This window comes from Roseateles chitinivorans (assembly GCF_050632145.1).
GTDB classification, from domain to species: Bacteria; Pseudomonadota; Gammaproteobacteria; order Burkholderiales; family Burkholderiaceae_C; genus Roseateles; species Roseateles chitinivorans_B.
The window spans coordinates 2,123,524-2,147,285 of the sequence record NZ_CP192577.1 but is presented as its reverse complement, the minus strand read 5'-3'; the positions used below and the strand labels follow the sequence as shown (position 1 = coordinate 2,147,285).

The window sequence follows — 23,762 nt, the reverse complement described above, 5'->3', positions numbered from 1 at the left end:
CGCAGATCGTCAGCGGAACACGACGCAGGCGGCACCCGGCATGGCGATGAAGCGGCCGTCGAAGCGCGGCAGCGCCGTGCCCTCGAGTTCGAACACGCAGATCTGGTGACTGCGCTGCAGACAGACCCACAGCTCCCGGCCATCCGGGCTGACGGTCGCGCTGCGCGGGTAGCTCCCTTGCGTCCAGGTCTCCCCTCCCCAGGCGGGTCGTCCCGCCTCGTCGAGATCGAAGACGGCGATCGCATCGTGCAGACGGTTCAGCGCGAACAGTCGACGACCGTCCGCCGCCATGAGCAAATCCGATGCGTAGCTCAGGCCCTCGAAGCCCGCCGGCAGGCTGCTGAGGCGCAGCCGATGCGTGAGACGGCCCGCCTCGTCCAGGCCCAGCCAGTCGAGCGCGTTCGCCTGCTCGTTGAGCAGATAGACATGGCCGTCGTTGCGGGGATGGAAGACGAAGTGACGCGGCCCGGAGCCCGCCGGGAGCACGAGACCTTCCAGCTCCACGGGCTCTGCCATGCCGGTCCCGAGTCGCCACGCCCGAAGCAGATCGCGTCCGAGGTCCGTGGCCAGCATCAGCGGCCAGCGCGGATGGAAGCGGGCCATGTGCGCGTGCGCGGCCGCGGTCTCGGTCTCGGTGCCGTTCCCGGTCGCGGCGGCGCCGACACCGGACCGGGGCGCGATGACGGCATCCGGCGCCCGGAGCGCCCCATCCGCGCCGATCGCGGCCCGGCGCAGGGAGCCATCGCCGTAGTGCGCGATCCACGCGTGCCCGCCCTCGACGCGGGCGTCCAGCGCCAGATGCACCGGCAACGCGCCGCCCGTCGCGTGCCGCGACAGCAGCGTCAGCGCGCCTGCCGCATCGACATCGAAGGTCGCGAGCTCGTGCCCGTCCTCCAGCAGGGCGTGCAGACGCCGGCCGCCGTCGGTCAGGTGCAACCACGTCGGGCTGCCCGGCACGGCCGCCGCGAGGCGCGCGTGCACGCGGCCGTCGGCGTCGCGCACCAGCGCGTGGATCCCGCCGCACTGCGGCGCATAACCGCCGGCGTACGCGAACGGCAAGCCCTCGGGCGGGGGAGCAGGGATCATGGGGGTCGAGGGGGTCATCGGAGCGCGACTTTACGGCCACAATGCCCCGTCACGACCAGCTCCAGCCCGCCTCGCCGGCGGGCGCCGCGCGTATGCGTTTCGACGTCCCGACGCTGTTCAGCCTGATGCTGATCCAGTCCCTGGCGCTGGCGCTGCTGCTGCCGCTGCTGCTCGGCTGGTGCGACAGCATCGCCGCCCGTCGCGCGCAACTGAGCGCGGCCGCGCAGGCCGCCGGCTGGGCCTTGCTGCTGCTGCCGCCCGACGGCATGCGCCTGACCGCGATCGTCGCGCTCGGGCTGCTCAGCGGCAGCGTCACGCTGCTGTGGATGGCCGCCGACCGCTGGCTGCCCGGCCGACTCGGCCGGCTCTTCCAGTACGGCATGCCGGCGCTCGTCATGGTCGGCTACGGCGCCGGCTGGGACAACTACGCGCTGCGCCTGGCCTGGTCCAACGGCTGCATCGGGCTGCAGATGCTGGCGCTCGGGGCCAGCCTGATGCAACCGGTCAAGCGCGGTCCGGTCGGCAACCTGCGCTGGCGGCTGCTGTTCACCGTCAGCCTCGGCCTGCTGGCGGTGCTGAACCTGGCGCGCGCCTACCTCGCCGGCTTCGACACGGCCCACCTGCCCAGCTTCGACGCGCCGCATCCGCTCAACATGATCTTCGCCGTCGCCGCCAACGTCTGCGTGCTGTCCGCCGCGGTCGCGGTCCTCGTCGCCTGGCGCGGGGAGAGCGAAGCCGAACTGCGCCGCCTCACGCAGATCGACGCGTCCACCGGCCTGGCCAACCGGCGCGCATTCCAGCAGCGGTCGGTCGACATGATCTCGATGGCCCGCCGCTACAGCGAGCCGCTGATGCTGCTCGTCATGGACCTGGACGGCTGCAAGGCGATCAACATGACGCACGGCGAGGCCAAGGGGACCAGGCCATCGCGCTGTTCGGCCGCTGCCTGGACGAGCAGAAGCGCCTGGGCGACGTCGTCGCCCGGATCGACGGCCAGCGCTTCGCCGTGCTGATGGCGCGCTCCGACCTCGTCGGACCGCCCGCGCTCGACCGGCGGCAGCGCGAGGCGCTGCTGGAACTCGCGCCGCGCGAACTCGGCTTCACGCTGGGCTACTCCGCCGGATGGGCCAAGCTGCGCAACGGCGACCGCAATATCGAGGACCTCCTGCACCGCGCCGAAGCGGCGCTCTACGCCGCCAAACGCCAGGGAAAGGGGCGCCTGTGCGCCGAACCGGGGCTCGAGGCCGAGCTCAGCGTGGCCGTGCCCGCCTGAAGAGGGCCCCCGCGCTCCCGGCGCCAGCGGCTGCGGCGGCGCCTGGACAGGGCCCGATCGAGCCCGATCGGGCCCAGGCCTCCCGGCTCGGGGTCCTCCGGGCGTGACGCGCTTCACGCACACCGCTCCGGTCGCGCGGCAATCGCCCAGTCGATGTGCGCCGGCGCCCGGTTGGCATGACGTTTGCATCAGGGTTTTCCAGGTCCCAGCACCCTCCACGAAAGGGGTCGGGACGACGTTGTACCCAGACCTGGAGTTCCCGCCATGCATGTCGCCCTCAGCCCCACGGCCGTTCACGCTCGAGCCCCGCGCGCCCTCAATCCGCTGGCCAGCGATGCCGCCGCGTCGCAGCACCTGCAGCGCGCGCCGATGGAGGTCGTCAAGCTGACCTCCCGCGACCTGCAATGGCTGCCCGCCCTGACGACGCTGCTGATCGACAACGTCCATCTCGGCGCCACGCTGGGCTTCCTGGCCCCGCTGTCGCGCTACCAGGCGCTGGACTACTGGCATGGCGTCTTCGCGCGGCTGGGCCAGCACCACATGCTGTGGATCGCCTGCGAGTCCGAAGGCCCCGGCCGCCTGCTGGGCGCCGTCCAGCTGTCGCTGTGCCCGCTGGCCAATGCGCACCACCGCGGGGAAGTCCAGCGGCTGATGGTGCACAGCCAGGAACGCAGCCGCGGCGTGGCCGGCCAGCTGATGTCGCGCCTGGAATGCGCGGCGGCGACGCAGGGGCGTTTCCTGCTGCAGCTCGAGACCTGCGCCGATTCCCAGGCGGAAGCGGTGTTCGCGCACCTGGGCTGGCAGCGCGCCGGCCAGATCCCCGATCACTGCCACGGCGCCGAGGGCCAGCTGCAGGCCGCCGCGCTGTACTACAAGCGCCTGCCGCATCTGGTCTGAGCCGCAGCGCCGGACGCGCGGACGTCCGGCACATCGGGGCCTGCGCTCGGGCGGGCGTCGCTCGGCGCGCCTCAAGCGCCTCCTGAGCGCCTCCTGAGCGCCGTCGGAGCACCGTCGTCAACGCGCAGCCAGCAGGCCCGCCAGCAGCGCCTCGACACGCTTCGCCCGCGCCGCGACACCGCCCAGCGCGGCGAGGCCGCCCTGCTCCAGCATCACCAGCCCATGCAGCCCGGCCCAGAGCGCCGCGGCGCGCGCGGCCGGCAACGCCGCCGAGGCGATCAACCCGTCCAGGCCCGCGATCAGCGATTCACGCAGGGCGACCGGCGTGTCCAGCATCAGCAGACGGTAGTCGTGCGGGTGCTGCAAGCCCCAGTTCACGAAGGCCCTCGCCACCGCCGCGGCTTCGCCGCCTGAGGCCGCGCCGTCCGACGCCCCCTGCAGCCGCGTGAGCAGCGTCCGCAGGCTGTCATCGGCAAGACGGGCGAGCAACTCCCCCTTGTCGTGGAAGAAGCTGTAGAGCGTCGCGTGGGAGTACCCCACCGCCGCCCCCACGTCGCGCAGCGTCAACGCGTCCGCGCCCCGCTCGGCGAAGAGCTCGCGCGCCGCGGACAGGATCCCCGCTTCCAGCGCGAGCTTGTGCGCGGCGCGCCGCTGCTGGGAGGCGGTGGGCGGGACGCCCGCGTCGAGGGCGGCCCCCGCGTCGGCGTCGAGGTCGAGGCCGAGGTCGCCCTCGTTCTTCGCCTTGCGCTGCGCCTGCCGCTTGAGCGGCCCGTCCGGCCTGGCCACCTTCTGCCGCACACGCGGCTGGGGCTTGGCCTGGGGGCGCGCATCGGCCGGGCCCGTCGGCCCCGCCTGCACGACGCCCGGGGTGTTGTGCAGGCCCTTCGGACCGCTCGGGCGCGGATCCGGCATCGGCGCGCGGCTGCCGCTTGTGGATTTGCTAACCATTGGTTAGTATTTGATCGACGGTTTGAATGAAGACTGAACGATGCCACAACTGCCTGCGATTGACCATGCCAACGCGACAGCCGCAGGGCCGGTGCTCGAAGCCGTCCCTGTCACGCACCCCGATGCGGTGCTGCTGATGCACCAGCTCAACCAGCGGTTGGCCTCGCTCAGCGGCGATTCCGGCGCCAGCGGCTTCGAGCCCGCGTCGATGCCGGCGGGGCGGTCGGTGTTCCTCGTGGCACGCGGCGCCGACGGCGCGCTGCTCGGCTGCGGTGCGATCCGCCCGCTCGCGCAGGCGGGCGATGCGCCGGTGGGCGAGCTCAAGCGGATGTTCGCCCGCGACGGCACGCGCGGCATCGGTGCCGCGCTGCTCGTGGCGCTGGAACGCGAGGCCCTTGGGATGGGGTATCGCGCGATCTGGCTGGAGACGCGCCGCGTCAACGGGCGCGCGCTGCGCTTCTATCGACGGCACGGCTACTCGGAGATCCCCAACTACGGGAGCCACGTCGGCCGCGAGGACGCGGCATGCCTCGGCAAGTCCTTGCGGGTCGCCGCCGCCAGCGCGCCAGTCCCCACCTTCCCGCCGTTGAACCCGGAACCCAAGGACCCCTCATGGACCTGATCGAACTGCGCGCTACCGACCGCGACTGGATGCCGGCGCTCGGCGAGCTGTTCTTCGACGTCGTCGACGGCGGCGGCTCGCTGGGATTCCTCGAGGACGTCGACGAGGCGCAGATGCGCGAATACTGGGAAGGCGTGTTCGACCAGCTTGGTCCGCGGCATCGGCTGTGGATCGCGCGCGACGGCGATCGCGTGCTCGGCACGGTGCAGCTGTCGATCTGCGGCAAGCCCAATCAGCGGCATCGCGCGGACGTGATGAAGCTGATGGTCCATCGCGACGCGCGGCGGCGCGGCGTCGCCGTCCAACTGATGTCCGTGCTCGAACAGGCCGCGCGGGATGCCGATCTCAGCCTGCTGACGCTCGACACCGAGGCCGGATCGGCCGCGGAGACCTTCTATCAGTCGCAAGGCTTCCAGCGCGCCGGCGAGATCCCGTCCTTCGCCGCCAACCCCCAGGGGGCGCTGCAATCCACCGCGCTGTACTGGAAACGGCTGGACTGAGCGGGAACCGGCGGGACTGAGGCCCGGCAGCACGTCCGGGCTTCCGGACTTCCGGGCGCCTGCCTCAGCGCGACAAGCGCATCAACTTGCCGCCGTCGGTCACCGTCAGCAGCGCGCCGTCGCGCGCCTGGATCACGTCGCGGAAGCGTTCGCCGAGGTCCCCGAACATCTTCTCCTTGCCCGTGACCGTGTCGCCGTTCAGCGCGATGCGCCACAGCGCCGTGCCGGCCAGCGAGCCCGAGATCAGCTGCCCGCGCCATTCGGGGAACAGGCTGCCCGTGTAGAAGACCAGCCCCGCCGGCGCGATCGAGATCGGCGTCCAGGTGGTCAGCGGCTCGACATAGGCCGGCGCATGCGTGCCCCCGCCGATGCGGCAGGCGTCGCCGACCGGCGAGCCGTACTCGCAGCCGTAGCTCTTGACCGGCCAGCCGTAGTTCTGGCCGGCGCGCGCGATGTTGACCTCGTCGCCGCCCTGCGGACCGTGCTCGGTGATCCACAGCTCGCCGGTCTGCGGATGCAGCGCCGCGCCCTGGATGTTGCGGTGGCCGTAGCTCCAGATGCCCGGCTTGGCGCCCGCGGCGAAGCTCGGGTTGTCCGCGGGGATGCTGCCATCGCGGTTCACGCGGATCACCTTGCCCAGCGTCTGCTGCAGGTCCTGCGACGGGCTGCCCTTCATGCGCTCGCCGGTCGTGATGTAGAGCGTCTTGTCGCGCGCGAAGACCAGCCGCGAACCGTAATGCCCGCTGCCGTCGACCTTCGGCGCCTGGCGGAAGATCACCTGCACGCCGGCGAGGGCGTCCCCTCGAGCCGTCCGCGCGCGACCGTCGTGCCGGCCTTGCCGGCCTCGGTGCCGGTGCCCGCTTCCGAGTAGGAGAAGTAGACCCAGTTGCTGCCCGCGGTCGCGAAGTCCGGATCGATCGTGATGCCGAGCAGCCCGCCCTGCCCGCTGTCGAGCACCCTGGGCACGCCGGAGATCGTCGCCTCCGTCTTGCCGGCCGCGGACAGGCGCACGATGGTGCCGCCCTTCTGCGTCACCAGCAGCCGGCCGTCGGGCAGCTGCACGAGGCCCCAGGGGCGGTCGAGCGTGCTGTTCAAGGTCTGCATCGACGGCGCCGCCGCGCCGCCGCCGGGCTGGGCCGGCGCGGCGGTGTCGTCACCCCCGGCGCTCGCGCCGCTCCCTCCGCCGCAGGCCGTGGCCGCCATCGCGACCGCCAGCGCCGACATCCATTCCGCCACGCTCATGCCCGTTCTCCTTGTGCTGATCGAAGGGGCGGCCGAGGAACCCGCCACCCACGACGGCGTCACGACGCCGTGAAGACGATGAGTCTAGGCCGACCCCGCGTCGGAGTTGCAAGCGGATGCAATCGGTGCGCCCATGCCCCTCCCTTGTGAAGGCCGGGCGCTTCCTCTACGCTGGCCGCAGTCCGGCTCCAGACCCACGTCCAACTCTTGCCTGAGAGGAACGAGCCATGTCCCCCACTCCCTCCCCCGACACGGAAGGCCCCTCCGCCGGCAGCCCAGGCGGCGCCGCGGTGCCGCGGCATCCCGGCATCGCGGCGATCCGCACCCTCGCGCTGGCAGGTCCGGCCGGCGCCGGCAAGACCACGCTGGCCGAGGCCCTGCTGCTGAAGGCCGGCGCCATCAAGACCGCCGGCAGCATCGAGAAAGGCAGTACGGTCAGCGACCACGATCCGCTTGAGAAACGGATGCTGCATTCGCTGCAGGCCTCGCAGATGCACATCACGCACGACGGCCTGCGCATCCATCTCCTCGACACGCCGGGCGCGCCCGATTTCATCGGGCAGGCGCTGCCGGCACTCGAGGCGGTCGAGACGGTCGCCGTCGTCATCAACGCGCAGAACGGGCTGGAACTGATGGTGCGCCGGATGATGGACGCGGCGGCCGGACGCGACCTCACGCGGCTGATCATCGTCAACAAGATCGATGCGCCCGGCGTCGACGCGCAGGCGCTGCTCGGCCAGCTCCAGGAAGCCTTCGGTCGCGAATGCCTGCCGCTGAACCTGCCCGCCGCGGGCGGCACCCGGGTGCAGGACTGCTTCTTCGGCTGCAGCGGCGAGAGCGACTTCGGCTCGGTCGACGCGGCGCATCGCGCGCTCGTCGAGCAGGTCGTCGAGGTCGATCCGGATTTCGTCGACCGCTACCTCAACGACGGCGACGTGCCGGCCACCGAGCTGCACGCGCCGCTGGAACAGGCCTTCCGCGAGGGGCATCTGATCCCCGTCTGCTTCGTGTCCGCGCGCACCGGCGCGGGCGTGGCGGAGCTGCTCGACGTGATCGAGAAGCTGCTGCCCAACCCGTACGAGGCCAATCCGCCGCAGTTCATGCGGCGCGAGGGCGACGAGGCTGAACCGCTGATCGTCGCGATGGATCCGGCGCAGCATGTCGTCGCGCACGTCTTCAAGATCCAGTCCGATCCCTACCTCGGCAAGCTCGCGATGCTGCGCGTCCACCAGGGCACGCTGAGGAAGAACGCCCAGCTCTTCGTCGGTCACGCGCGCAAGGCGGTGCGGGTGGCGCATCTGTTCATGCTGCAGGGCAAGGAGCACGTGGAGATCGAGCAGGCGTTGCCCGGCGACCTGTGCGCGCTGGCCAAGATCGACGAGCTGCACTACGACGCGGTGCTGCACGACGCGCAGGAGGACGAGCACCTGCACCTGGCGCCGATCGCGCTGCCGACACCGGTGCACGGCGTGGCGATCCGGCCGAGCCGGCATGGCGACGAGCAGCGGCTGTGGGAGGTGTTGACGCGCCTGGTCGAAGAGGACCCTGCCTGCGCCTGGAGCGCGGAGGCAATGAGGAAGGACTCGGCCCGCAGGGCGGGGAGACGCTGGTCTACGGGCTGGGCGAACTGCACCTGCGGGTGCTGCTCGACCGGCTCAAGGAGACCTACAAGTTCGACGTCCAGACCCAGCCGCCGCGGATCGCCTACCGCGAGACGATCTCGGCGAAGGCGGAAGGCCATTACCGTCACAAGAAGCAGACCGGCGGCGCGGGCCAGTTCGGTGAGGTGTGGCTGCGCATCGAACCGCTGGAGCGCGGCGCCGGCTTCGAGTTCCGCGACGAGGTCAAGGGCGGCACGATCCCCGGCCAGTTCATGCCGGCGGTCGAGAAAGGCGTGCGGCAGGCGCTGGCGCAGGGCGTCGTGGCCGGGTATCCGGTGGTCGACCTGCGGGTGACGGTCTTCGACGGGAAACACCATTCGGTGGACTCCAAGGAAGTCGCCTTCATCACGGCGGGCAAACGGGCGCTGATCGCGGCGGTGCGCGAGGCCCGGCCGGTGGTGCTGGAGCCGATCGTGCAGGTCGAGATCAGCGCGCCGGAAAGCGCCACCGGCGACATCACCGGCGACCTGGCATCGCGGCGCGGCCAGGTGCTCGGGACGCGCGGCAGCGTGCCGGGGCAGCTCGGCGTCGACGGGCTGGTGCCGCTGGCGGAACTCAGCGCCTACCAGAACCGCCTCAACGCGATGACCAGCGGCCAGGGGCGCTACACGATGGTGCTGTCCCACTACGAGGCGGTGCCCCCCAATACGCAGGCGCAACTGGCGGCGGGCTATCACCTGAAGGACGAGGAATAGCGTCCGGAGGTTGCTCGCCTCTCTTCCGTAGCGCTACCACGCCGATGGGCACGGCGCGAGCCCCGGGGGCGGGGCCGGGCGATTGTGAACGAAGCTTTATCATTGGGGGATGTGTTCCGCCCACCGAGACGTCGCGCAGATCCGCCTGGACAACGCGATGCGCTTGTTCGACGAGTTTGTCTCCGCGACGATCAAACATCCCGATGCCGCCGCGCTGCGCGGCCTTGAGCGCCGTTTCGCCGAGCGCCTGCAGATCCAGCCCAGCTACTGGAGCCAGATCAAGAGCCGGTCGCGGCAGATCGGCGAGCGGCTGGCGCGCCAGTTCGAACAACTGACCCACAAGCCCAACGGCTGGATGGACCAGGAACACGGTCCGCTCGGCACCGCCGCACCGGCGGTCGGCGGTACCTCGCAGAGCAACACGGCTTTATCAAGCGCGAGCCGGCCCGCCCCGGCCGACAACTCCCCCAGCCTGCCGCAGGACGACGACGAACGCTTCATCGTCGGCCTGGTGCTGACTTACTACCGCCGGCACCCGCAACGGGCGCGCACGCGCCTGCTGGACCTGCTGGGCGAGGTGCTCACCCCGCCCGCACCGAACGCCCCCCGGCGCCGGCCCCCAAGGCCGCTGCGCCCGCGACCTCCGATGTCGACGACTGGCACAAGCTGCAGCGGAGCATCGCACCGCTGAAGGCCAAGAAGCGCTGACGCGCTTCCCCCGCCCCTCCCCCGCACTCTCCGCCCCTGATCCGATCGCGCCGGCAAGGCCGGCGCACGCCTGCGCGCGTCCCGTCGCCCTGGGACAACGCCCGAGCAAAATCACTTGCGCTTGATAATCAGATGTTTATCATCTGCGCAACTTTGAGCCCCCGCCGCAACGGCCGCGCTGTCTGGCGCCGTCCCGGGACCGAGGCGCTCAGGCTGTTCGACCCCATTCCGTCCCCTTTCCGTCTGTCATCACAGGAGGCTGCCATGGCCCAGTTCACCACTCCCCGTCCGCGTCTCGCCATCACACCGCGCAAGCCGCGCAATCCCTTCGTGGCCCTGGGCCACGGCCGTTCCGCGGGCCGTCACGGCCCCTCCGCCGGCGGCCGCCGCCAGCAGGAACAGCAGGCCCTGAAGCGCGCGCTTCAGCGGCACGACGACTTCAGCCCTTGAACGGGTAGCCTCCGACGGAACGGGATGTCTTCCCGGTCCGGCGCAGGCCGCCCAGGGAGACTAGAAATGCAAGAGATCACCTTGATGCCGGGCCGCATGCATGGCCTGGTCCGTCAGCAAAGCCTGCGGGGCTGGCTGGCGATCCTGCTGCTCAGCGCCGGCGGGCGCCTGATCAGCTGGGCCTGGCACGTCGCTCCGGCGGCGCGCCGGGAGGAAGCACCGGCCACCGGGCTGGAGTTCCATGTCGACGCCGATGGCGCCGGCCGGATCTACGTCGACGGCCAACTGCAGGGCACCCTCGCGGGTGTGCAACGGCTGTGATGCCGCTCTGGCTCGCGGTCGCCGTGGCCGCGGTGGGGATCAAGCTCGCAGGGGCCGAGCCGATATACGATGAACAACGTTCACCGTGCATCGCCGCCCACGCGACGACCCCGCTTCATGACCCAGAGCGCTCCGCCCGCTGCGTCTGCCCCGTCCGGGAACGGACCGGGAAGTCTGCAGACGCCGTTCCAGCCGCTGACCCGGCCCTTGCCGGATCTGGCGGCGTGGACGGCCCGCTTCCGCGACATGGAGATCCCGGTGCTGGCCAGCACGGCCGAGCAGCTGGAGCTCTGGCGCGCGAATGAGGACGCGGTCGATGCGCACCTGCTCGGCGAGTTCCTGAGCAAGGACCCGCTGATGACGCTCAAGCTGCTGGCGCATGCCGCGTCGCAGCGCTCCAGCCGGCTGCTGACCGACACCGAGACGGTCACGGCCGCGCTGGTGCTGATGGGCATCACTCCCTTCTTCAAGGCCTTCGGCGAACAGCCGACGGTCGAGCAGCGCCTGGCGGACCGGCCGGATGCGCTCGCCGGCATCCAGCGCGTGCTGCATCGCGCCGAACGCGCGGCCCGCTTCGCGCTGGGCTTTGCCGCGCACCGCGCCGACCCGGACGCGGCCGTCGTCCACAGCGCCGCGCTGCTGCACGATTTCTCCGAGATGCTGCTGTGGTGCGAGGCCCCCGACCTGGCGCTCGAGATCCAGCGTCGTCAGGAAGCCGACCCGACGTTGCGCAGCGTCGCGGCACAGCGGGCCGTGCTCAACGTGGAGCTCGGCGACCTGGAGCAGGCGCTGATGCGCACCTGGCATCTGCCGGAACTGCTCGCCCACATCGTCGACGACAAGAAGGTCCACGACCCGCAGGTCCGCAGCGTGATGCTGGCGGTTCGTCTGGCGCGGCACACGGCGCAGAGCTGGGAGAACCCGGCCGTGCCGGACGATCTCATCGAGATCGGCGAGCTGATGAGCCTCTCTCCGGCCCACACGCTGAAACTCGTCCACGAGGTCGACGGCGTCGTCTGATCCTCGCGCGGCGTTACGCTGCCCGCTTCACAAGACGCGGACACCGCGAGGAGACAGCACCATGGCCGGCCCCGATCAAGCGTTCTGGCAACAACGGTTCGAGACCGGACAGACCGGGTGGGATCGCGGTGGCCCGCATCCGCAGCTGGCGGTCTGGTTGAGCGAAGGCCTGCTCGGCAAGGGCCAACGGATCGTGGTGCCGGGCTGCGGTCGCGGTCATGAACTCGCGGTGCTGGCACGGGGAGGCCTCGACGTGACGGGGCTCGACTACACGCCGGCCGCCGTCGAGAGCGCCCGCGCCAAGCTCAAGGACGAGCATCTGCCGGGTCGCGTCGAGCAGGCGGACGTCCTGGCCTGGCGTCCGGATCAACCGCTCGACCTCGTCTACGAACAGACCTGCCTCTGCGCGCTGCACCCCGATCAATGGACGACCTACGCCGAGCAGCTGCAGCGCTGGCTGAAGCCCGGCGGACGGCTGCTGGCGCTGTTCATGCAGGCCCGACGCGAAGAGTCCGAGCAGGGTCAGGTCGTCGGCCCGCCGTACCACTGCGACATCAATGCGGTGCGCGCGCTGTTCCCGCTTGCCCTGTGGAAGTGGCCCGCACCGCCCTACGCGCAACGGCCCCATGAGCGGGGTTGGTTCGAGTTGGCCGTGGTGCTGGAACGCCGCTGACGGCGCATCCGGTCACACCGGCAGCGCGGTCGTGTTCTTCAGCCGGTCGAGCACGAAGCTCGTCTTGCAATCCTGCACGCTGGGATGACGCAGCAGCGTGTCGCTGATGAAGCGCGCGTAGTGGCTCATGTCCTCGACCAGCACGCGCAGCAGGTAGTCCATCTCCCCCGTCAGGGCGGCGCATTCCACCACTTCGGGCCAGGTCTGCACTGCCGCGCGGAACAGGTCCATCGGCGTGCGCTTGTGGCTCTCGGTGTGCTTCTCGAGCCGGACGTTGATGTAGGCCGTGAGCCCGAGCCCGACACGCTCCGGATTCACCAGGGCCACGTACGCGGTGATCACGCCGTCTTCCTCCAGCCGCCGGACCCGGCGCAATACCGCGGACGACGACAGGTTGACCTGCGCCGCCAACGCGTCGTAGGTCATGCGGCCGTCGGCCTGAAGGGCGTGGAGGATGCGTCGGTCGATCGCATCAAGCCCGATCTGCTTGTCCATGGCCGGATTCTTGCAGGATTCCTGCGTACCACCCCGTGACCACGACGTGGATCGCAGAAATCCTGCGCTTCCCACCTTCTACAGTGACGCCATCGCATTCCTGACCAGATCCCCTTGACCGGGGTTTCGGAGACACACATGGCATTCACCCCCTGGGACAACCCGATGGGCACCGACGGCTTCGAGTTCATCGAGTTCGCCGCCCCCGATCCCGCCGCGCTCGGCGCGCTGTTCACCTCGATGGGCTTCGTCGCCGTCGCCCGTCACCGCCACAAGGACGTGACGCTGTATCGCCAGGGCGATGTGAACTTCATCATCAACGCCGAGCAGGACGCGTTCGCGCAACGCTTCGCGCGGATGCACGGCCCGTCGATCTGCGCGATCGCGTTCCGCGTCAAGGACGCCGCCTTCGCCTATCGCCGTGCGCTGGAGCTGGGCGCCTGGGGCTTCGACAACAAGGCCGGCCCGATGGAGCTGAACATCCCGGCGATCAAGGGCATCGGCGACTCGCTGATCTACTTCGTCGACCGCTGGCAAGGCAAGAATGGTGCGGCCGCTGGCGAGATCGGCAACATCAGCATCTACGACGTGGATTTCGTGCCGCTGCTCGACGCCGAAGGCAAGCCGGTGCAGTCGACGCCCAAGGGCCACGGTCTCACCTACATCGACCACCTGACCCATAACGTCTTCCGCGGTCGCATGAAGGAATGGGCTGAGTTCTACGAGCGCCTGTTCAACTTCCGCGAGGTCCGCTACTTCGACATCGAAGGCAAATTGACCGGCCTGAAGTCCAAGGCCATGACCAGCCCCTGCGGCAAGATCCGCATCCCGATCAACGAGAGCAGCGACGACAAGAGCCAGATCGCGGAGTACCTGGACCTGTACCACGGCGAAGGCATCCAGCACGTCGCGCTCGGCACCGACGACATCTACGGCAGCATCGAAGGCATGCGCGGGACCGGTGTCGTCTTCCAGGACACGATCGAGACCTACTACGACCTGGTCGCCAAACGCCTGCCCGAGCACGGCGAGAACCTCGACGAGCTGCGCCGCCTGCGCATCCTGATCGACGGCGCCGCGCACCAGGGCGCGCCGCACGAGCTGCTGCTGCAGATCTTCACCAAGGAAGTGATCGGGCCGATCTTCTTCGAGATCATCCAGCGCAAGGGCAACGAGGGCTTCGGCGAAGGCAACTTCAAGGCGCTGTTCGAGAGCATCGAGCTCGACCAGATCCGCCGCGGCGTGCTGAAAGCAGACGCCTGATCGCCGACTGACTCAACCCGCCCTGCTCACCTTCTGCGGTGCGCTCAGGGCGGGCTCTTCGAGCAGTTGCAAGGCCCGCTCGAACGCCTGCGGCTCGAACACCAGTTGCAGATGTCCGCGCGCCGGGAGGTGCAGGACACGGGCGCCCGGCAGGATCGCCGTCTCCGCCGGGAACACGATCTGGTCGCAGTGCCCGTAAAGGCAATCGAAGTGGCCGGCGAACTGCGCGGGCTCATCGCGGGCCATCTGGTTCAGCCATTCCGAGTCGCCTCGCATCTGGCGGGCGTTCTCGGTGGTGCCGAGTTTCGCCAGCAGCGTGCCGTGATGCGGCGTGCCCAGCGTCAGGATGCGGTGGATGCGATCGAGGGCATGGCCCTGACTGCGCCACCAGGCGCGGGCGCTCAAGCCGCCCATGCTGTGCGCGACGATCAGCGGCGCCAGACCGGTGCGCTCCTGCAACGTGCGCATGGCGGCGTCGATCTGGGGCGCGTAACGGTCGATCGAGCCGAACGCCGGCTCCTGCGTGACTGCGATGAAGGGGACGCCCCGCACGCGCAACGCCTTCATCCAGGCGTTCCACATGCCGCGATTGCAGTTGTAGCCGTGCAGGAGCACCACGCCGCGGCGACCGCGCGCCTGCGCCGCCTCAGGCAGCAGATCGGGCTCCCGGTGCTCGGCCCATGGCTGGTGCCAGCAGAACACTTTCGTCACGACGACGACCTCGCGCCACCAGGCTTGCAGCAAGTCCCCCAACGGAGCGGTCGGCAGCCCCGGCGCCGGCGGCACGACGCGCAGGACCAGGAAGTGCGGCAGCATCGTCAGCGGCGGTCCGAGCACGAACAACGCCAGCACCGCGATGCCGATCCAGGCGCCCCAGTGACCAACCGCCCACAGGGCCAGCAGCGGACCGACGATCCAACGAAACACGGAAAAGAGGCGCTGCAGCCGGCCGTTCATCCGGACTCCCGGGAAAAGGATCGAGTGTAGGGGCGGGCTAGACCAGCGCTTCGCTTCGGAAAATCCTCAGATCGACGGCCCTGCGCGTCGGAGCACCAGCGTTGTCCCTCACGTGACGAGCCTGCCTAGGGCATCCCCGCTACGACGAGGCCGTGCCAGCCGCCAGCATCGGCAGTTCCTCCGGGGCTTGCCCCTCCACACACCAAGAACGCGACGAGGAGACATGACTGCAACGCACACCGACAAGCCCTGGCTGAAAAACTATCCGCCCGGCGTTCCCGCTGAGATCCCCGTCGATGTCTATCCCTCGCTGGTGGCGCTCCTTGAAGAGGCCTTCCGAAAGCACGCACGCCGCGACGCGGCGGCCTGCATGGACCAGCGCCTGACCTTCGCGCAAGTGGACGAACTCTCCGCCGCGCTGGGTGCCTGGCTACAGCAGCGCGGCCTGTCCCGAGGTGCACGCGTGGCCATCATGATGCCCAACGTACTTCAGTACATGGTGACGATCGCCGCGATCCTGCGTGCAGGGTATGTCGTGGTCAACGTCAATCCGCTGTACACGCCGCGCGAGCTCGAGCATCAGCTGAAGGATTCCGGCGCCGAAGCGATCATCGTGCTCGAGAACTTCGCCAAGACCTTGTCGGAGGTCATCGATCGGACGCAGGTCAAGCACGTGGTCCTCACCGGACTCGGCGACATGCTGGGTTGGTGGCGTCGGCCGTTGATCAACTTCGTGATCCGGCACGTGAAGAAGATGGTGCCGGAGTTCCGCTTGCCGCTCACCGGCGGCCGCACCGTCACACGCTTCAACAAGGCTTTGACAGACGGGGCCGGCTTGTCGCTCAAGCCCGTCCACGTGGGCGCCGAAGATCCCGCATTCCTCCAGTACACCGGCGGGACGACGGGCTTGTCGAAGGGGGCCACGCTGCTCCATCGCAATGTCGTCGCCAACATCCTCCAGAGCGAAGCGTGGTTTGCGCCGATGCTCGGCAAGCTCGGCGACAAACCCTTGACCATCGTCTGCGCGCTGCCGCTTTATCACATCTTCGCGCTGACGGCCTGCTACATGCTGGGGGCGCGCATGGGGATCATGAATCTCCTGATCCCGAACCCGCGCGATATTCCCGGCTTGATCGCCACCCTGCGCAATTACCGCGTGAACATGTTCCCCGCGGTCAACACGCTCTTCAATGCGTTGGCCAACGATCCGGCGTTCGCGAAGCTCGATTTCAGCGAGCTGGTGATCTCGAACGGCGGAGGCATGGCCGTTCAGCAAGCCACGGCGGAGAAGTGGGCCCGCATCACCGGTTGCCCCGTCGTCGAGGGGTATGGTCTGTCGGAAACCTCGCCGGTTGCAACGATCAATCGACTCGATCTGGATCAGTTCAACGGATCGATCGGCCTGCCGGTCCCGAATACCGAAATCGCCATCCGCGATGACGATGGCAACGACGTCCCGCTCGGCCAGCGCGGCGAGATCTGCATCCGCGGACCGCAGGTCATGGCGGGATACTGGAATCGACCGGAAGACACGGCGCAAGCCATCGGTCCGGACGGATTCTTCAAGACCGGAGACATCGGCGTCATGGACGCCGATGGCTTCACGCGCATCGTCGATCGCAAAAAAGACATGATTCTGGTCAGCGGATTCAACGTGTATCCCACGGAGATCGAACAGGTCGTGAATCTGCACCCGGGGGTGCTCGAATGTGCCGCGATCGGTGTACCCGATCAGCACTCTGGCGAGGCGGTCAAACTCTTCGTTATCAAGAAGGACTCGGCACTCGCCGAGGAGGATCTGTCCGCCTACTGCCACAAGCAGTTGACGGGCTACAAGCGCCCCAAATACATCGAGTTCCGGGATGAATTACCGAAGACAAACGTCGGAAAAATCTTGCGGCGCGAGCTCCGTCAATAACCTGCCTGCCAATTTCGTATTCTCGCGACGATGAATCAGCCGCCGGCGCTTCCTGCCAATATCACCGTGCTGGAGCGGGGGTGGCTCTCATCCAACAATATTCTGCTGCATGGCGCAACACCTGAAGAGGGCGCCGTGTTGGTCGACACGGGGTATGCAGCCCATGTCGGCCAGACACTCGCCTTGGTCGCTGCCGCCTTGCGGCCGCGAGAGAACGTCCGCCTCATCGCCAATACGCACCTCCATTCCGATCATTGCGGTGGAAATCGCGCGGTCGCCGAACGATATCAATGCTCGATCCTGATACCGCCAGGCGAGTTCTCCGCCGTGGAGCATTGGGACGAGTCCGCACTGAGTTATCAGGTGACTGGGCAGCAGTGCGAGCGTTTCAGTCCTACCGGCAAATTGATGCCGGGTCAGACGCTGCGGCAAGCCGGGCGCGAGTGGCAGATCCATTCAGCGCCAGGTCATGATCCCAACTCGGTGATCCTCTTCGAACCCGAAACCGGCACGCTCATATCGGCCGACGCTTTGTGGGAACGAGGCTTCGGGATCATCTTTCCCGAACTCGACGGCCACGACGCCTTCACGGAGGTCCGGGCCACGCTCGACATCATTGAAGCCCTTCGACCAAGAATCGTCATTCCGGGCCATGGAGCACCCTTTCACGCGGTCCAGGCCGCCCTGATCACGGCACGTGAGCGTCTCCAGTATTTCCAACGCGAGCCCGGACGGCATGCACTGCACGCCGCCAAAGCGCTGACCGTCTTCCACATGCTAGAGATCAGGCAGAGTTCAATGGAAGACCTCAAGGAATGGCTTTTGAGAATTCCGATTCTGATCAGCGTGTGGCAACGCTTCTTCGGCGATGAGCCAATTTCTGAATGGGCGACGCAGTTGGTACGAGATCTCGTGCAAGCGGGCGCGCTGAGACAGCAGTCGACAACGATATCTGTGCGCGAGACCTGAACAATCACCGAAGCAATTCAGAAAAGACAAAACCCCTCGATCATTGCTGATCGAGGGGTTTGGCGGTGTATTAGCCTGACGATGACCTACTTTCACACGGGAATCCGCACTATCATCGGCGCTGAGTCGTTTCACGGTCCTGTTCGGGATGGGAAGGGGTGGGACCGACTCGCTATGGTCATCAGGCTTGACTGGTTGGCTTGCTGAGGAGCTCAGCAGGCCCAATTCGGTAGAGTCAAATCAGCTTTGGTTTGATTGCGTCTTCAGGGATTGAAGAACGGTTTTGATCAGACATCCCGGGATGGGAGTTGATCTGCGTGACCACTCACCTTGACGTTTTGAGTGTCAAAGTTATAGGGTCAAGCCTCACGGGCAATTAGTACTGGTTAGCTTAACGCATTACTGCGCTTCCACACCCAGCCTATCAACGTCCTGGTCTTGAACGACCCTTCAGGGGGCTCTAGGCCCCGGCAAGACTCATCTTGAGACGAGTTTCCCGCTTAGATGCTTTCAGCGGTTATCTCTTCCGCACTTAGCTACTCGGCGATGCCACTGGCGTGACAACCGATACACCAGAGGTGCGTCCACTCCGGTCCTCTCGTACTAGGAGCAGGCTCTCTCAATCTTGCAGCGCCCACGGAAGATAGGGACCAAACTGTCTCACGACGTTTTAAACCCAGCTCACGTACCTCTTTAAATGGCGAACAGCCATACCCTTGGGACCGGCTACAGCCCCAGGATGAGATGAGCCGACATCGAGGTGCCAAACACCGCCGTCGATATGAACTCTTGGGCGGTATCAGCCTGTTATCCCCAGAGTACCTTTTATCCGTTGAGCGATGGCCCTTCCATACAGAACCACCGGATCACTTTGTCCTACTTTCGTACCTGCTCGACTTGTCAGTCTCGCAGTCAAGCACGCTTATGCCAATGCACTATCAACACGATTTCCGACCGTATTTAGCGTACCTTCGAACTCCTCCGTTACACTTTGGGAGGAGACCGCCCCAGTCAAACTGCCCACCATACACTGTCCCCAACCCGGATAACGGGCCAAGGTTAGAACCTCAAACACACCAGGGTGGTATTTCAACGTTGGCTCCACCCGATCTAGCGACCGGGTTTCAAAGCCTCCCACCTATCCTACACAGATCTGTTCAAAGTCCAATGTAAAGCTACAGTAAAGGTTCATGGGGTCTTTCCGTCTTTCCGCGGGGAGATTGCATCATCACAAACATTTCAACTTCGCTGAGTCTCTGGAGGAGACAGTGTGGCCATCATTACTCCATTCGTGCAGGTCGGAACTTACCCGACAAGGAATTTCGCTACCTTAGGACCGTTATAGTTACGGCCGCCGTTTACTGGGACTTCAGTCAAGAGCTTGCACCCCATCATTTAATCTTCCAGCACCGGGCAGGAGTCACACCCTATACGTCGACTTTCGTCTTTGCAGAGTGCTGTGTTTTTAATAAACAGTTGCAGCCACCGATTCTCTGCGGCCTCATTGGGCTAACCAAGTAAATGGATCACCTACTAAAGGCACACCTTCTTCCGAAGTTACGGTGTCAATTTGCCGAGTTCCTTCTCCAGAGTTCTCTCAAGCGCCTTAGAATACTCATCTCGCGCACCAGTGTCGGTTTGCGGTACGGTCGTCAATAGCTGAAGCTTAGTGGCTTTTCCTGGAAGCAGGGTATCACTCACTTCGTCTGCAAGCAGACTCGTTATCACCCCTCATCTAAGCCCGGCGGATTTGCCTACCAGGCACGACTACAGGCTTGAACCGGGACATCCAACACCCGGCTGAGCTAACCTTCTCCGTCCCCACATCGCACTATTGATCGGTACAGGAATATTGACCTGTTTCCCATCAGCTACGCATCTCTGCCTCGCCTTAGGGGCCGACTCACCCTACGCCGATGAACGTTGCGTAGGAAACCTTGCGCTTTCGGCGAGGGGGCTTTTCACCCCCTTTAACGCTACTCATGTCAGCATTCGCACTTCTGATACCTCCAGCAGGCCTCACGACCCACCTTCACAGGCGTACAGAACGCTCTCCTACCACGCACAGTAAACTGTGCATCCGCAGCTTCGGTAACTGGCTTAGCCCCGTTACATCTTCCGCGCAGGACGACTCGATCAGTGAGCTATTACGCTTTCTTTAAATGATGGCTGCTTCTAAGCCAACATCCTGACTGTTTTAGCCTTCCCACTTCGTTTCCCACTTAGCCAATTTTAGGGACCTTAGCTGGCGGTCTGGGTTGTTTCCCTCTTGAGTCCGGACGTTAGCACCCGGTGCTCTGTCTCCCAAGCTGTACTCTTCGGTATTCGGAGTTTGCATAGGTTTGGTAAGTCGCCATGACCCCCTAGCCTAAACAGTGCTCTACCCCCGAAGGTAATACTTGAGGCACTACCTAAATAGTTTTCGGAGAGAACCAGCTATCTCCAGGTTTGTTTAGCCTTTCACCCCTATCCACAGCTCATCCGCTAGTTTTGCAACACTAGTCGGTTCGGACCTCCAGCACCTGTTACGGTACCTTCATCCTGGCCATGGATAGATCACCTGGTTTCGGGTCTACACCCAGCGACTGAATCGCCCTATTCGGACTCGATTTCTCTACGGCTACCCTATTCGGTTAACCTCGCCACTGAATGTAAGTCGCTGACCCATTATACAAAAGGTACGCAGTCACCCTTGCGGGCTCCTACTTTTTGTATGCATGCGGTTTCAGGATCTATTTCACTCCCTCCCGGGGTTCTTTTCGCCTTTCCCTCACGGTACTTGTTCACTATCGGTCGATTACGAGTATTTAGCCTTGGAGGATGGTCCCCCCATATTCAGACAGGATTTCACGTGTCCCGCCCTACTCTATTCGTGCCTAGTTCCACAATCGACATTTCTCATACGGGGCTATCACCCGCTATGGCCGGACTTTCCATTCCGTTCTGATATGCCAACTGCTAAAACACGAGGGCTACTCCGATTTCGCTCGCCACTACTTTCGGAATCTCGGTTGATGTCTTTTCCTCGAGCTACTGAGATGTTTCAGTTCACCCGGTTCGCCTCGCATACCTATGTATTCAGTATGCGATACCTCTAATCGAGGTGGGTTTCCCCATTCGGAAATCTCCGGATCAAAGCTTATTTGCCAGCTCCCCGAAGCTTATCGCAGGCTATCACGTCCTTCGTCGCCTGTAATCGCCAAGGCATCCACCACATGCACTTAGTCACTTGACCCTATAACTTTGACATCCGCAGATGTCGTCAAGGACAGATGCTCAACAACTTGAGCATTTATTTGAGTATCACGCGTTCGCCGTTCTTCAATTTCTACTCTTTTCAGAGTTGAAGTTTGTTGACGCAATCAAATGTCGCTGGCGGCACGGTGCCGCGCCCCTTTACGAAGCGCTAAGCTTTCCGCCAGCAACGCTGATTCGACTCTACGAATTGTTAAAGAACAACAGCCGACTAAAAAGTCGAGACTGGCAAACCACAGTGCCCATTTGGACGCTGTGGTTTGCCACCCATGTGAAGTGATTGGTGGAGGATGACGGGATCGAACCGACGACCCCCTGCTTGCAAAGCAGGTGCTCTCCCAGCTGAGCTAATCCCCCAAGATCTTGACGATCCCCGTGGTGGGTCTGGCTGGATTCGAACCAGCGACCCCCGCCTTATCAAGACGGTGCTCTAACCGACTGAGCTACAGACCCACGCGTTTCTTGCGTGCTCCTGTATCGCGCCAACCGGCAAGGCCAGCTCACCAGGCTCACGCGTTTTCTCACTCACTGTTGTGTGTCTACAGCCGATAAGTGTGGGCGCGCTGAACTCGCTTATGTGGACTCGACTCAATTCTCTGACCTAAGCCAGACAACGGTCTTGTCATCTCTAGAAAGGAGGTGATCCAGCCGCACCTTCCGATACGGCTACCTTGTTACGACTTCACCCCAGTCACGAACCCTGCCGTGGTAATCGCCCTCCTTGCGGTTAGGCTAACTACTTCTGGCAGAACCCGCTCCCATGGTGTGACGGGCGGTGTGTACAAGACCCGGGAACGTATTCACCGCGGCAAGCTGATCCGCGATTACTAGCGATTCCGACTTCACGCAGTCGAGTTGCAGACTGCGATCCGGACTACGACCGGGTTTCTGGGATTAGCTCCCCCTCGCGGGTTGGCAGCCCTCTGTCCCGGCCATTGTATGACGTGTGTAGCCCTACCCATAAGGGCCATGATGACCTGACGTCATCCCCACCTTCCTCCGGTTTGTCACCGGCAGTCTCATTAGAGTGCCCTTTCGTAGCAACTAATGACAAGGGTTGCGCTCGTTGCGGGACTTAACCCAACATCTCACGACACGAGCTGACGACGGCCATGCAGCACCTGTGTCCAGGTTCTCTTTCGAGCACTCCCACATCTCTGCAGGATTCCTGGCATGTCAAGGGTAGGTAAGGTTTTTCGCGTTGCATCGAATTAAACCACATCATCCACCGCTTGTGCGGGTCCCCGTCAATTCCTTTGAGTTTCAACCTTGCGGCCGTACTCCCCAGGCGGTCAACTTCACGCGTTAGCTACGTTACTGAGAAGAAACCCTCCCAACAACCAGTTGACATCGTTTAGGGCGTGGACTACCAGGGTATCTAATCCTGTTTGCTCCCCACGCTTTCGTGCATGAGCGTCAGTACAGGTCCAGGGGATTGCCTTCGCCATCGGTGTTCCTCCGCATATCTACGCATTTCACTGCTACACGCGGAATTCCATCCCCCTCTACCGTACTCTAGCCATGCAGTCACAAATGCAGTTCCCAGGTTGAGCCCGGGGATTTCACATCTGTCTTGCATAACCGCCTGCGCACGCTTTACGCCCAGTAATTCCGATTAACGCTTGCACCCTACGTATTACCGCGGCTGCTGGCACGTAGTTAGCCGGTGCTTATTCTTCAGGTACCGTCATGAACCCCCAGTATTAGTAGGAGTCTTTTCTTCCCTGACAAAAGCGGTTTACAACCCGAAGGCCTTCTTCCCGCACGCGGCATGGCTGGATCAGGGTTGCCCCCATTGTCCAAAATTCCCCACTGCTGCCTCCCGTAGGAGTCTGGGCCGTGTCTCAGTCCCAGTGTGGCTGGTCGTCCTCTCAGACCAGCTACAGATCGTCGGCTTGGTAGGCCTTTACCCCACCAACTACCTAATCTGATATCGGCCGCTCCAATTGCGCGAGGTCTTGCGATCCCCCGCTTTCACCCTCAGGTCGTATGCGGTATTAGCTGCTCTTTCGAGCAGTTATCCCCCACAACTGGGCACGTTCCGATATATTACTCACCCGTTCGCCACTCGTCGCCAGGTTGCCCCGCGTTACCGTTCGACTTGCATGTGTAAGGCATGCCGCCAGCGTTCAATCTGAGCCAGGATCAAACTCTACAGTTCGATCTTGAATAAACTCAACGGAATCGAACAAAGACTACTTTCATAGCTTCATTCTTTCTTCCGTGAGCATCTAGCGATTTAACCTTCTCAGGTCGCTCGTCCAGACGCCCACGCTTATCGGCTGTAAATTCTTAAAGAACATCGAAGCAGCTTTCGCTTCAGGCCTCAGCCTTCCGCCGCTTTCTTCGTCGCGTCGCCAACTTGTCGTCAGCAGCGCAGAGATGAGACTATAAACGAGTTCGTTTGAACTTGTCAAGCATCTTTCTCGATCATTTTCATGATCAGATTGACGCCGTCTCAGCCTCAGAGATCAACACTCCGCGAAGCGCTGATCTCTGCAAGCAGAGAAAGGAACGCCCGGTCATTCGACCGGGCGTCTCCGGATATTAGCCTGACGATGACCTACTTTCACACGGGAATCCGCACTATCATCGGCGCTGAGTCGTTTCACGGTCCTGTTCGGGATGGGAAGGGGTGGGACCGACTCGCTATGGTCATCAGGCTTGACTGGTTGGCTTGCTGAGGAGCTCAGCAGGCCCAATTCGGTAGAGTCAAATCAGCTTTGGTTTGATTGCGTCTTCAGGGATTGAAGAACGGTTTTGATCAGACATCCCGGGATGGGAGTTGATCTGCGTGACCACTCACCTT

15 protein-coding genes, 2 tRNA genes, 4 rRNA genes and 3 pseudogenes are annotated in these 23,762 nt (G+C 64.7%); 13 read left to right on the top strand and 11 right to left on the bottom strand.

Going from position 1 to position 23,762, the window contains the following annotated elements; all coding sequences use genetic code 11:
• Window positions 1–9 precede the first annotated feature (9 nt).
• The gene (locus ACQ86G_RS09820; RefSeq protein WP_431260393.1) at window positions 10–1,086 is read right to left on the bottom strand and encodes a lactonase family protein; all 1,077 of its coding nucleotides are present in this window, start codon (window positions 1,084–1,086) and stop codon (window positions 10–12) included.
• A gap of 41 nt (window positions 1,087–1,127) precedes the next feature.
• Here ACQ86G_RS09820 and ACQ86G_RS09815 point away from each other — a divergent pair.
• Window positions 1,128–2,359, top strand: a pseudogene (locus ACQ86G_RS09815) (GGDEF domain-containing protein).
• A gap of 264 nt (window positions 2,360–2,623) precedes the next feature.
• Window positions 2,624–3,256, top strand: a complete 633-nt coding sequence (locus ACQ86G_RS09810) for a GNAT family N-acetyltransferase (protein ID WP_421037313.1) — start codon at window positions 2,624–2,626, stop codon at window positions 3,254–3,256.
• A 117-nt stretch (window positions 3,257–3,373) separates the two neighbouring features.
• Here the strand turns inward: ACQ86G_RS09810 and ACQ86G_RS09805 are convergent, their stop codons facing one another.
• Window positions 3,374–4,168 carry a TetR/AcrR family transcriptional regulator gene (locus ACQ86G_RS09805; protein WP_431260392.1) on the bottom strand — a complete coding sequence of 265 codons (795 nt, stop codon included), beginning with the start codon at window positions 4,166–4,168 and terminating at the stop codon, window positions 3,374–3,376.
• 76 nt (window positions 4,169–4,244) lie between these two features.
• Between ACQ86G_RS09805 and ACQ86G_RS09800 the strand changes: the two genes are divergently transcribed.
• Entirely contained in the window at window positions 4,245–4,826 is a 582-nt protein-coding gene (locus ACQ86G_RS09800) for a GNAT family N-acetyltransferase (RefSeq protein ID WP_431260391.1), read from the top strand.
• Entirely contained in the window at window positions 4,817–5,326 is a 510-nt protein-coding gene (locus ACQ86G_RS09795) for a GNAT family N-acetyltransferase (RefSeq protein ID WP_431260390.1), read from the top strand. Before ACQ86G_RS09800 ends, ACQ86G_RS09795 begins: the two co-directional genes overlap by 10 nt.
• A 64-nt stretch (window positions 5,327–5,390) precedes the next feature.
• Here ACQ86G_RS09795 and ACQ86G_RS09790 read toward each other — a convergent pair.
• Window positions 5,391–6,430: pseudogene (locus ACQ86G_RS09790) on the bottom strand (PQQ-dependent sugar dehydrogenase).
• Between the two features lie 365 nt (window positions 6,431–6,795).
• Here ACQ86G_RS09790 and fusA point away from each other — a divergent pair.
• From fusA to ACQ86G_RS09760, 6 genes and pseudogenes are all read left to right on the top strand, one after another.
• Window positions 6,796–8,924: pseudogene (gene fusA, locus ACQ86G_RS09785) on the top strand (elongation factor G).
• 157 nt (window positions 8,925–9,081) lie between these two features.
• The gene (locus ACQ86G_RS09780; RefSeq protein ID WP_431260389.1) at window positions 9,082–9,615 is read left to right on the top strand and encodes a hypothetical protein; all 534 of its coding nucleotides are present in this window, start codon (window positions 9,082–9,084) and stop codon (window positions 9,613–9,615) included.
• 281 nt (window positions 9,616–9,896) lie between these two features.
• The gene (locus ACQ86G_RS09775) at window positions 9,897–10,082 is read left to right on the top strand and encodes a hypothetical protein (RefSeq protein WP_431260388.1); all 186 of its coding nucleotides are present in this window, start codon (window positions 9,897–9,899) and stop codon (window positions 10,080–10,082) included.
• 66 nt (window positions 10,083–10,148) lie between these two features.
• Window positions 10,149–10,403: a hypothetical protein gene (locus ACQ86G_RS09770; protein ID WP_431260387.1), complete on the top strand. Its 255-nt coding sequence runs from the start codon at window positions 10,149–10,151 to the stop codon at window positions 10,401–10,403.
• 117 nt (window positions 10,404–10,520) lie between these two features.
• Entirely contained in the window at window positions 10,521–11,423 is a 903-nt protein-coding gene (locus ACQ86G_RS09765) for an HDOD domain-containing protein (RefSeq protein ID WP_431260386.1), read from the top strand.
• A gap of 61 nt (window positions 11,424–11,484) precedes the next feature.
• Window positions 11,485–12,096: a methyltransferase domain-containing protein gene (locus ACQ86G_RS09760; RefSeq protein ID WP_431260385.1), complete on the top strand. Its 612-nt coding sequence runs from the start codon at window positions 11,485–11,487 to the stop codon at window positions 12,094–12,096.
• Window positions 12,097–12,108: 12 nt separating this feature from the next.
• Here ACQ86G_RS09760 and ACQ86G_RS09755 read toward each other — a convergent pair whose 3' ends face one another.
• The gene (locus ACQ86G_RS09755; RefSeq protein ID WP_431260384.1) at window positions 12,109–12,591 is read right to left on the bottom strand and encodes an Lrp/AsnC family transcriptional regulator; all 483 of its coding nucleotides are present in this window, start codon (window positions 12,589–12,591) and stop codon (window positions 12,109–12,111) included.
• A gap of 138 nt (window positions 12,592–12,729) precedes the next feature.
• Here ACQ86G_RS09755 and hppD point away from each other — a divergent pair, with 138 nt between their 5' ends.
• On the top strand, window positions 12,730–13,854 hold the full coding sequence (gene hppD / locus ACQ86G_RS09750) for a 4-hydroxyphenylpyruvate dioxygenase (RefSeq protein WP_431260383.1): 1,125 nt from the start codon (window positions 12,730–12,732) through the stop codon (window positions 13,852–13,854).
• 12 nt (window positions 13,855–13,866) lie between these two features.
• On the opposite strand, the gene ACQ86G_RS09745 is transcribed toward hppD, so the two are convergent.
• A complete protein-coding gene (locus ACQ86G_RS09745; protein ID WP_431260382.1) occupies window positions 13,867–14,811 on the bottom strand; it encodes an esterase/lipase family protein in 945 nt (314 codons plus the stop codon).
• A gap of 223 nt (window positions 14,812–15,034) precedes the next feature.
• Here ACQ86G_RS09745 and ACQ86G_RS09740 point away from each other — a divergent pair, with 223 nt between their 5' ends.
• Both ACQ86G_RS09740 and ACQ86G_RS09735 read left to right on the top strand, forming a co-directional pair.
• Window positions 15,035–16,729, top strand: coding sequence for a long-chain-fatty-acid--CoA ligase (locus tag ACQ86G_RS09740; RefSeq protein ID WP_431260381.1), 1,695 nt, complete (start codon window positions 15,035–15,037; stop codon window positions 16,727–16,729).
• Window positions 16,730–16,759: 30 nt separating this feature from the next.
• Complete coding sequence (locus ACQ86G_RS09735; protein WP_431260380.1) at window positions 16,760–17,698, top strand: MBL fold metallo-hydrolase; 939 nt, start codon at window positions 16,760–16,762, stop codon at window positions 17,696–17,698.
• Window positions 17,699–17,771: 73 nt separating this feature from the next.
• Here ACQ86G_RS09735 and rrf (ACQ86G_RS09730) read toward each other — a convergent pair.
• From rrf (ACQ86G_RS09730) to rrf (ACQ86G_RS09705), 6 genes are all read right to left on the bottom strand, one after another.
• Window positions 17,772–17,884, bottom strand: a 5S ribosomal RNA gene (gene rrf / locus ACQ86G_RS09730).
• 169 nt (window positions 17,885–18,053) lie between these two features.
• A 23S ribosomal RNA gene (locus ACQ86G_RS09725) occupies window positions 18,054–20,933 on the bottom strand.
• A gap of 301 nt (window positions 20,934–21,234) precedes the next feature.
• Window positions 21,235–21,310: transfer RNA gene (locus tag ACQ86G_RS09720), tRNA-Ala, on the bottom strand.
• 19 nt (window positions 21,311–21,329) lie between these two features.
• A tRNA-Ile gene (locus ACQ86G_RS09715) sits at window positions 21,330–21,406 on the bottom strand.
• A 179-nt stretch (window positions 21,407–21,585) separates the two neighbouring features.
• Window positions 21,586–23,114 (bottom strand): 16S ribosomal RNA (locus ACQ86G_RS09710).
• Window positions 23,115–23,503: 389 nt separating this feature from the next.
• Window positions 23,504–23,616: ribosomal RNA gene (rrf, locus tag ACQ86G_RS09705) — 5S ribosomal RNA — on the bottom strand.
• The 16S, 23S and 5S rRNA genes sit together here with 2 tRNA genes alongside, the layout of an rRNA operon.
• Window positions 23,617–23,762 lie beyond the last annotated feature (146 nt).

Bases quoted from the DNA above. Each gene is read 5' to 3' on its own strand.
- ACQ86G_RS09820 (WP_431260393.1), bottom strand. From the start codon at position 1,086: ATGATCCCTGCTCCCCCGCCCGAGGGCTTGCCGTTCGCGTACGCCGGC.
- ACQ86G_RS09810 (WP_421037313.1), top strand. From the start codon at position 2,624: ATGCATGTCGCCCTCAGCCCCACGGCCGTTCACGCTCGAGCCCCGCGC.
- ACQ86G_RS09805 (WP_431260392.1), bottom strand. From the start codon at position 4,168: ATGCCGGATCCGCGCCCGAGCGGTCCGAAGGGCCTGCACAACACCCCG.
- ACQ86G_RS09800 (WP_431260391.1), top strand. From the start codon at position 4,245: ATGCCACAACTGCCTGCGATTGACCATGCCAACGCGACAGCCGCAGGG.
- ACQ86G_RS09795 (WP_431260390.1), top strand. From the start codon at position 4,817: ATGGACCTGATCGAACTGCGCGCTACCGACCGCGACTGGATGCCGGCG.
- ACQ86G_RS09780 (WP_431260389.1), top strand. From the start codon at position 9,082: ATGCGCTTGTTCGACGAGTTTGTCTCCGCGACGATCAAACATCCCGAT.
- ACQ86G_RS09775 (WP_431260388.1), top strand. From the start codon at position 9,897: ATGGCCCAGTTCACCACTCCCCGTCCGCGTCTCGCCATCACACCGCGC.
- ACQ86G_RS09770 (WP_431260387.1), top strand. From the start codon at position 10,149: ATGCAAGAGATCACCTTGATGCCGGGCCGCATGCATGGCCTGGTCCGT.
- ACQ86G_RS09765 (WP_431260386.1), top strand. From the start codon at position 10,521: ATGACCCAGAGCGCTCCGCCCGCTGCGTCTGCCCCGTCCGGGAACGGA.
- ACQ86G_RS09760 (WP_431260385.1), top strand. From the start codon at position 11,485: ATGGCCGGCCCCGATCAAGCGTTCTGGCAACAACGGTTCGAGACCGGA.
- ACQ86G_RS09755 (WP_431260384.1), bottom strand. From the start codon at position 12,591: ATGGACAAGCAGATCGGGCTTGATGCGATCGACCGACGCATCCTCCAC.
- hppD (WP_431260383.1), top strand. From the start codon at position 12,730: ATGGCATTCACCCCCTGGGACAACCCGATGGGCACCGACGGCTTCGAG.
- ACQ86G_RS09745 (WP_431260382.1), bottom strand. From the start codon at position 14,811: ATGAACGGCCGGCTGCAGCGCCTCTTTTCCGTGTTTCGTTGGATCGTC.
- ACQ86G_RS09740 (WP_431260381.1), top strand. From the start codon at position 15,035: ATGACTGCAACGCACACCGACAAGCCCTGGCTGAAAAACTATCCGCCC.
- ACQ86G_RS09735 (WP_431260380.1), top strand. From the start codon at position 16,760: ATGAATCAGCCGCCGGCGCTTCCTGCCAATATCACCGTGCTGGAGCGG.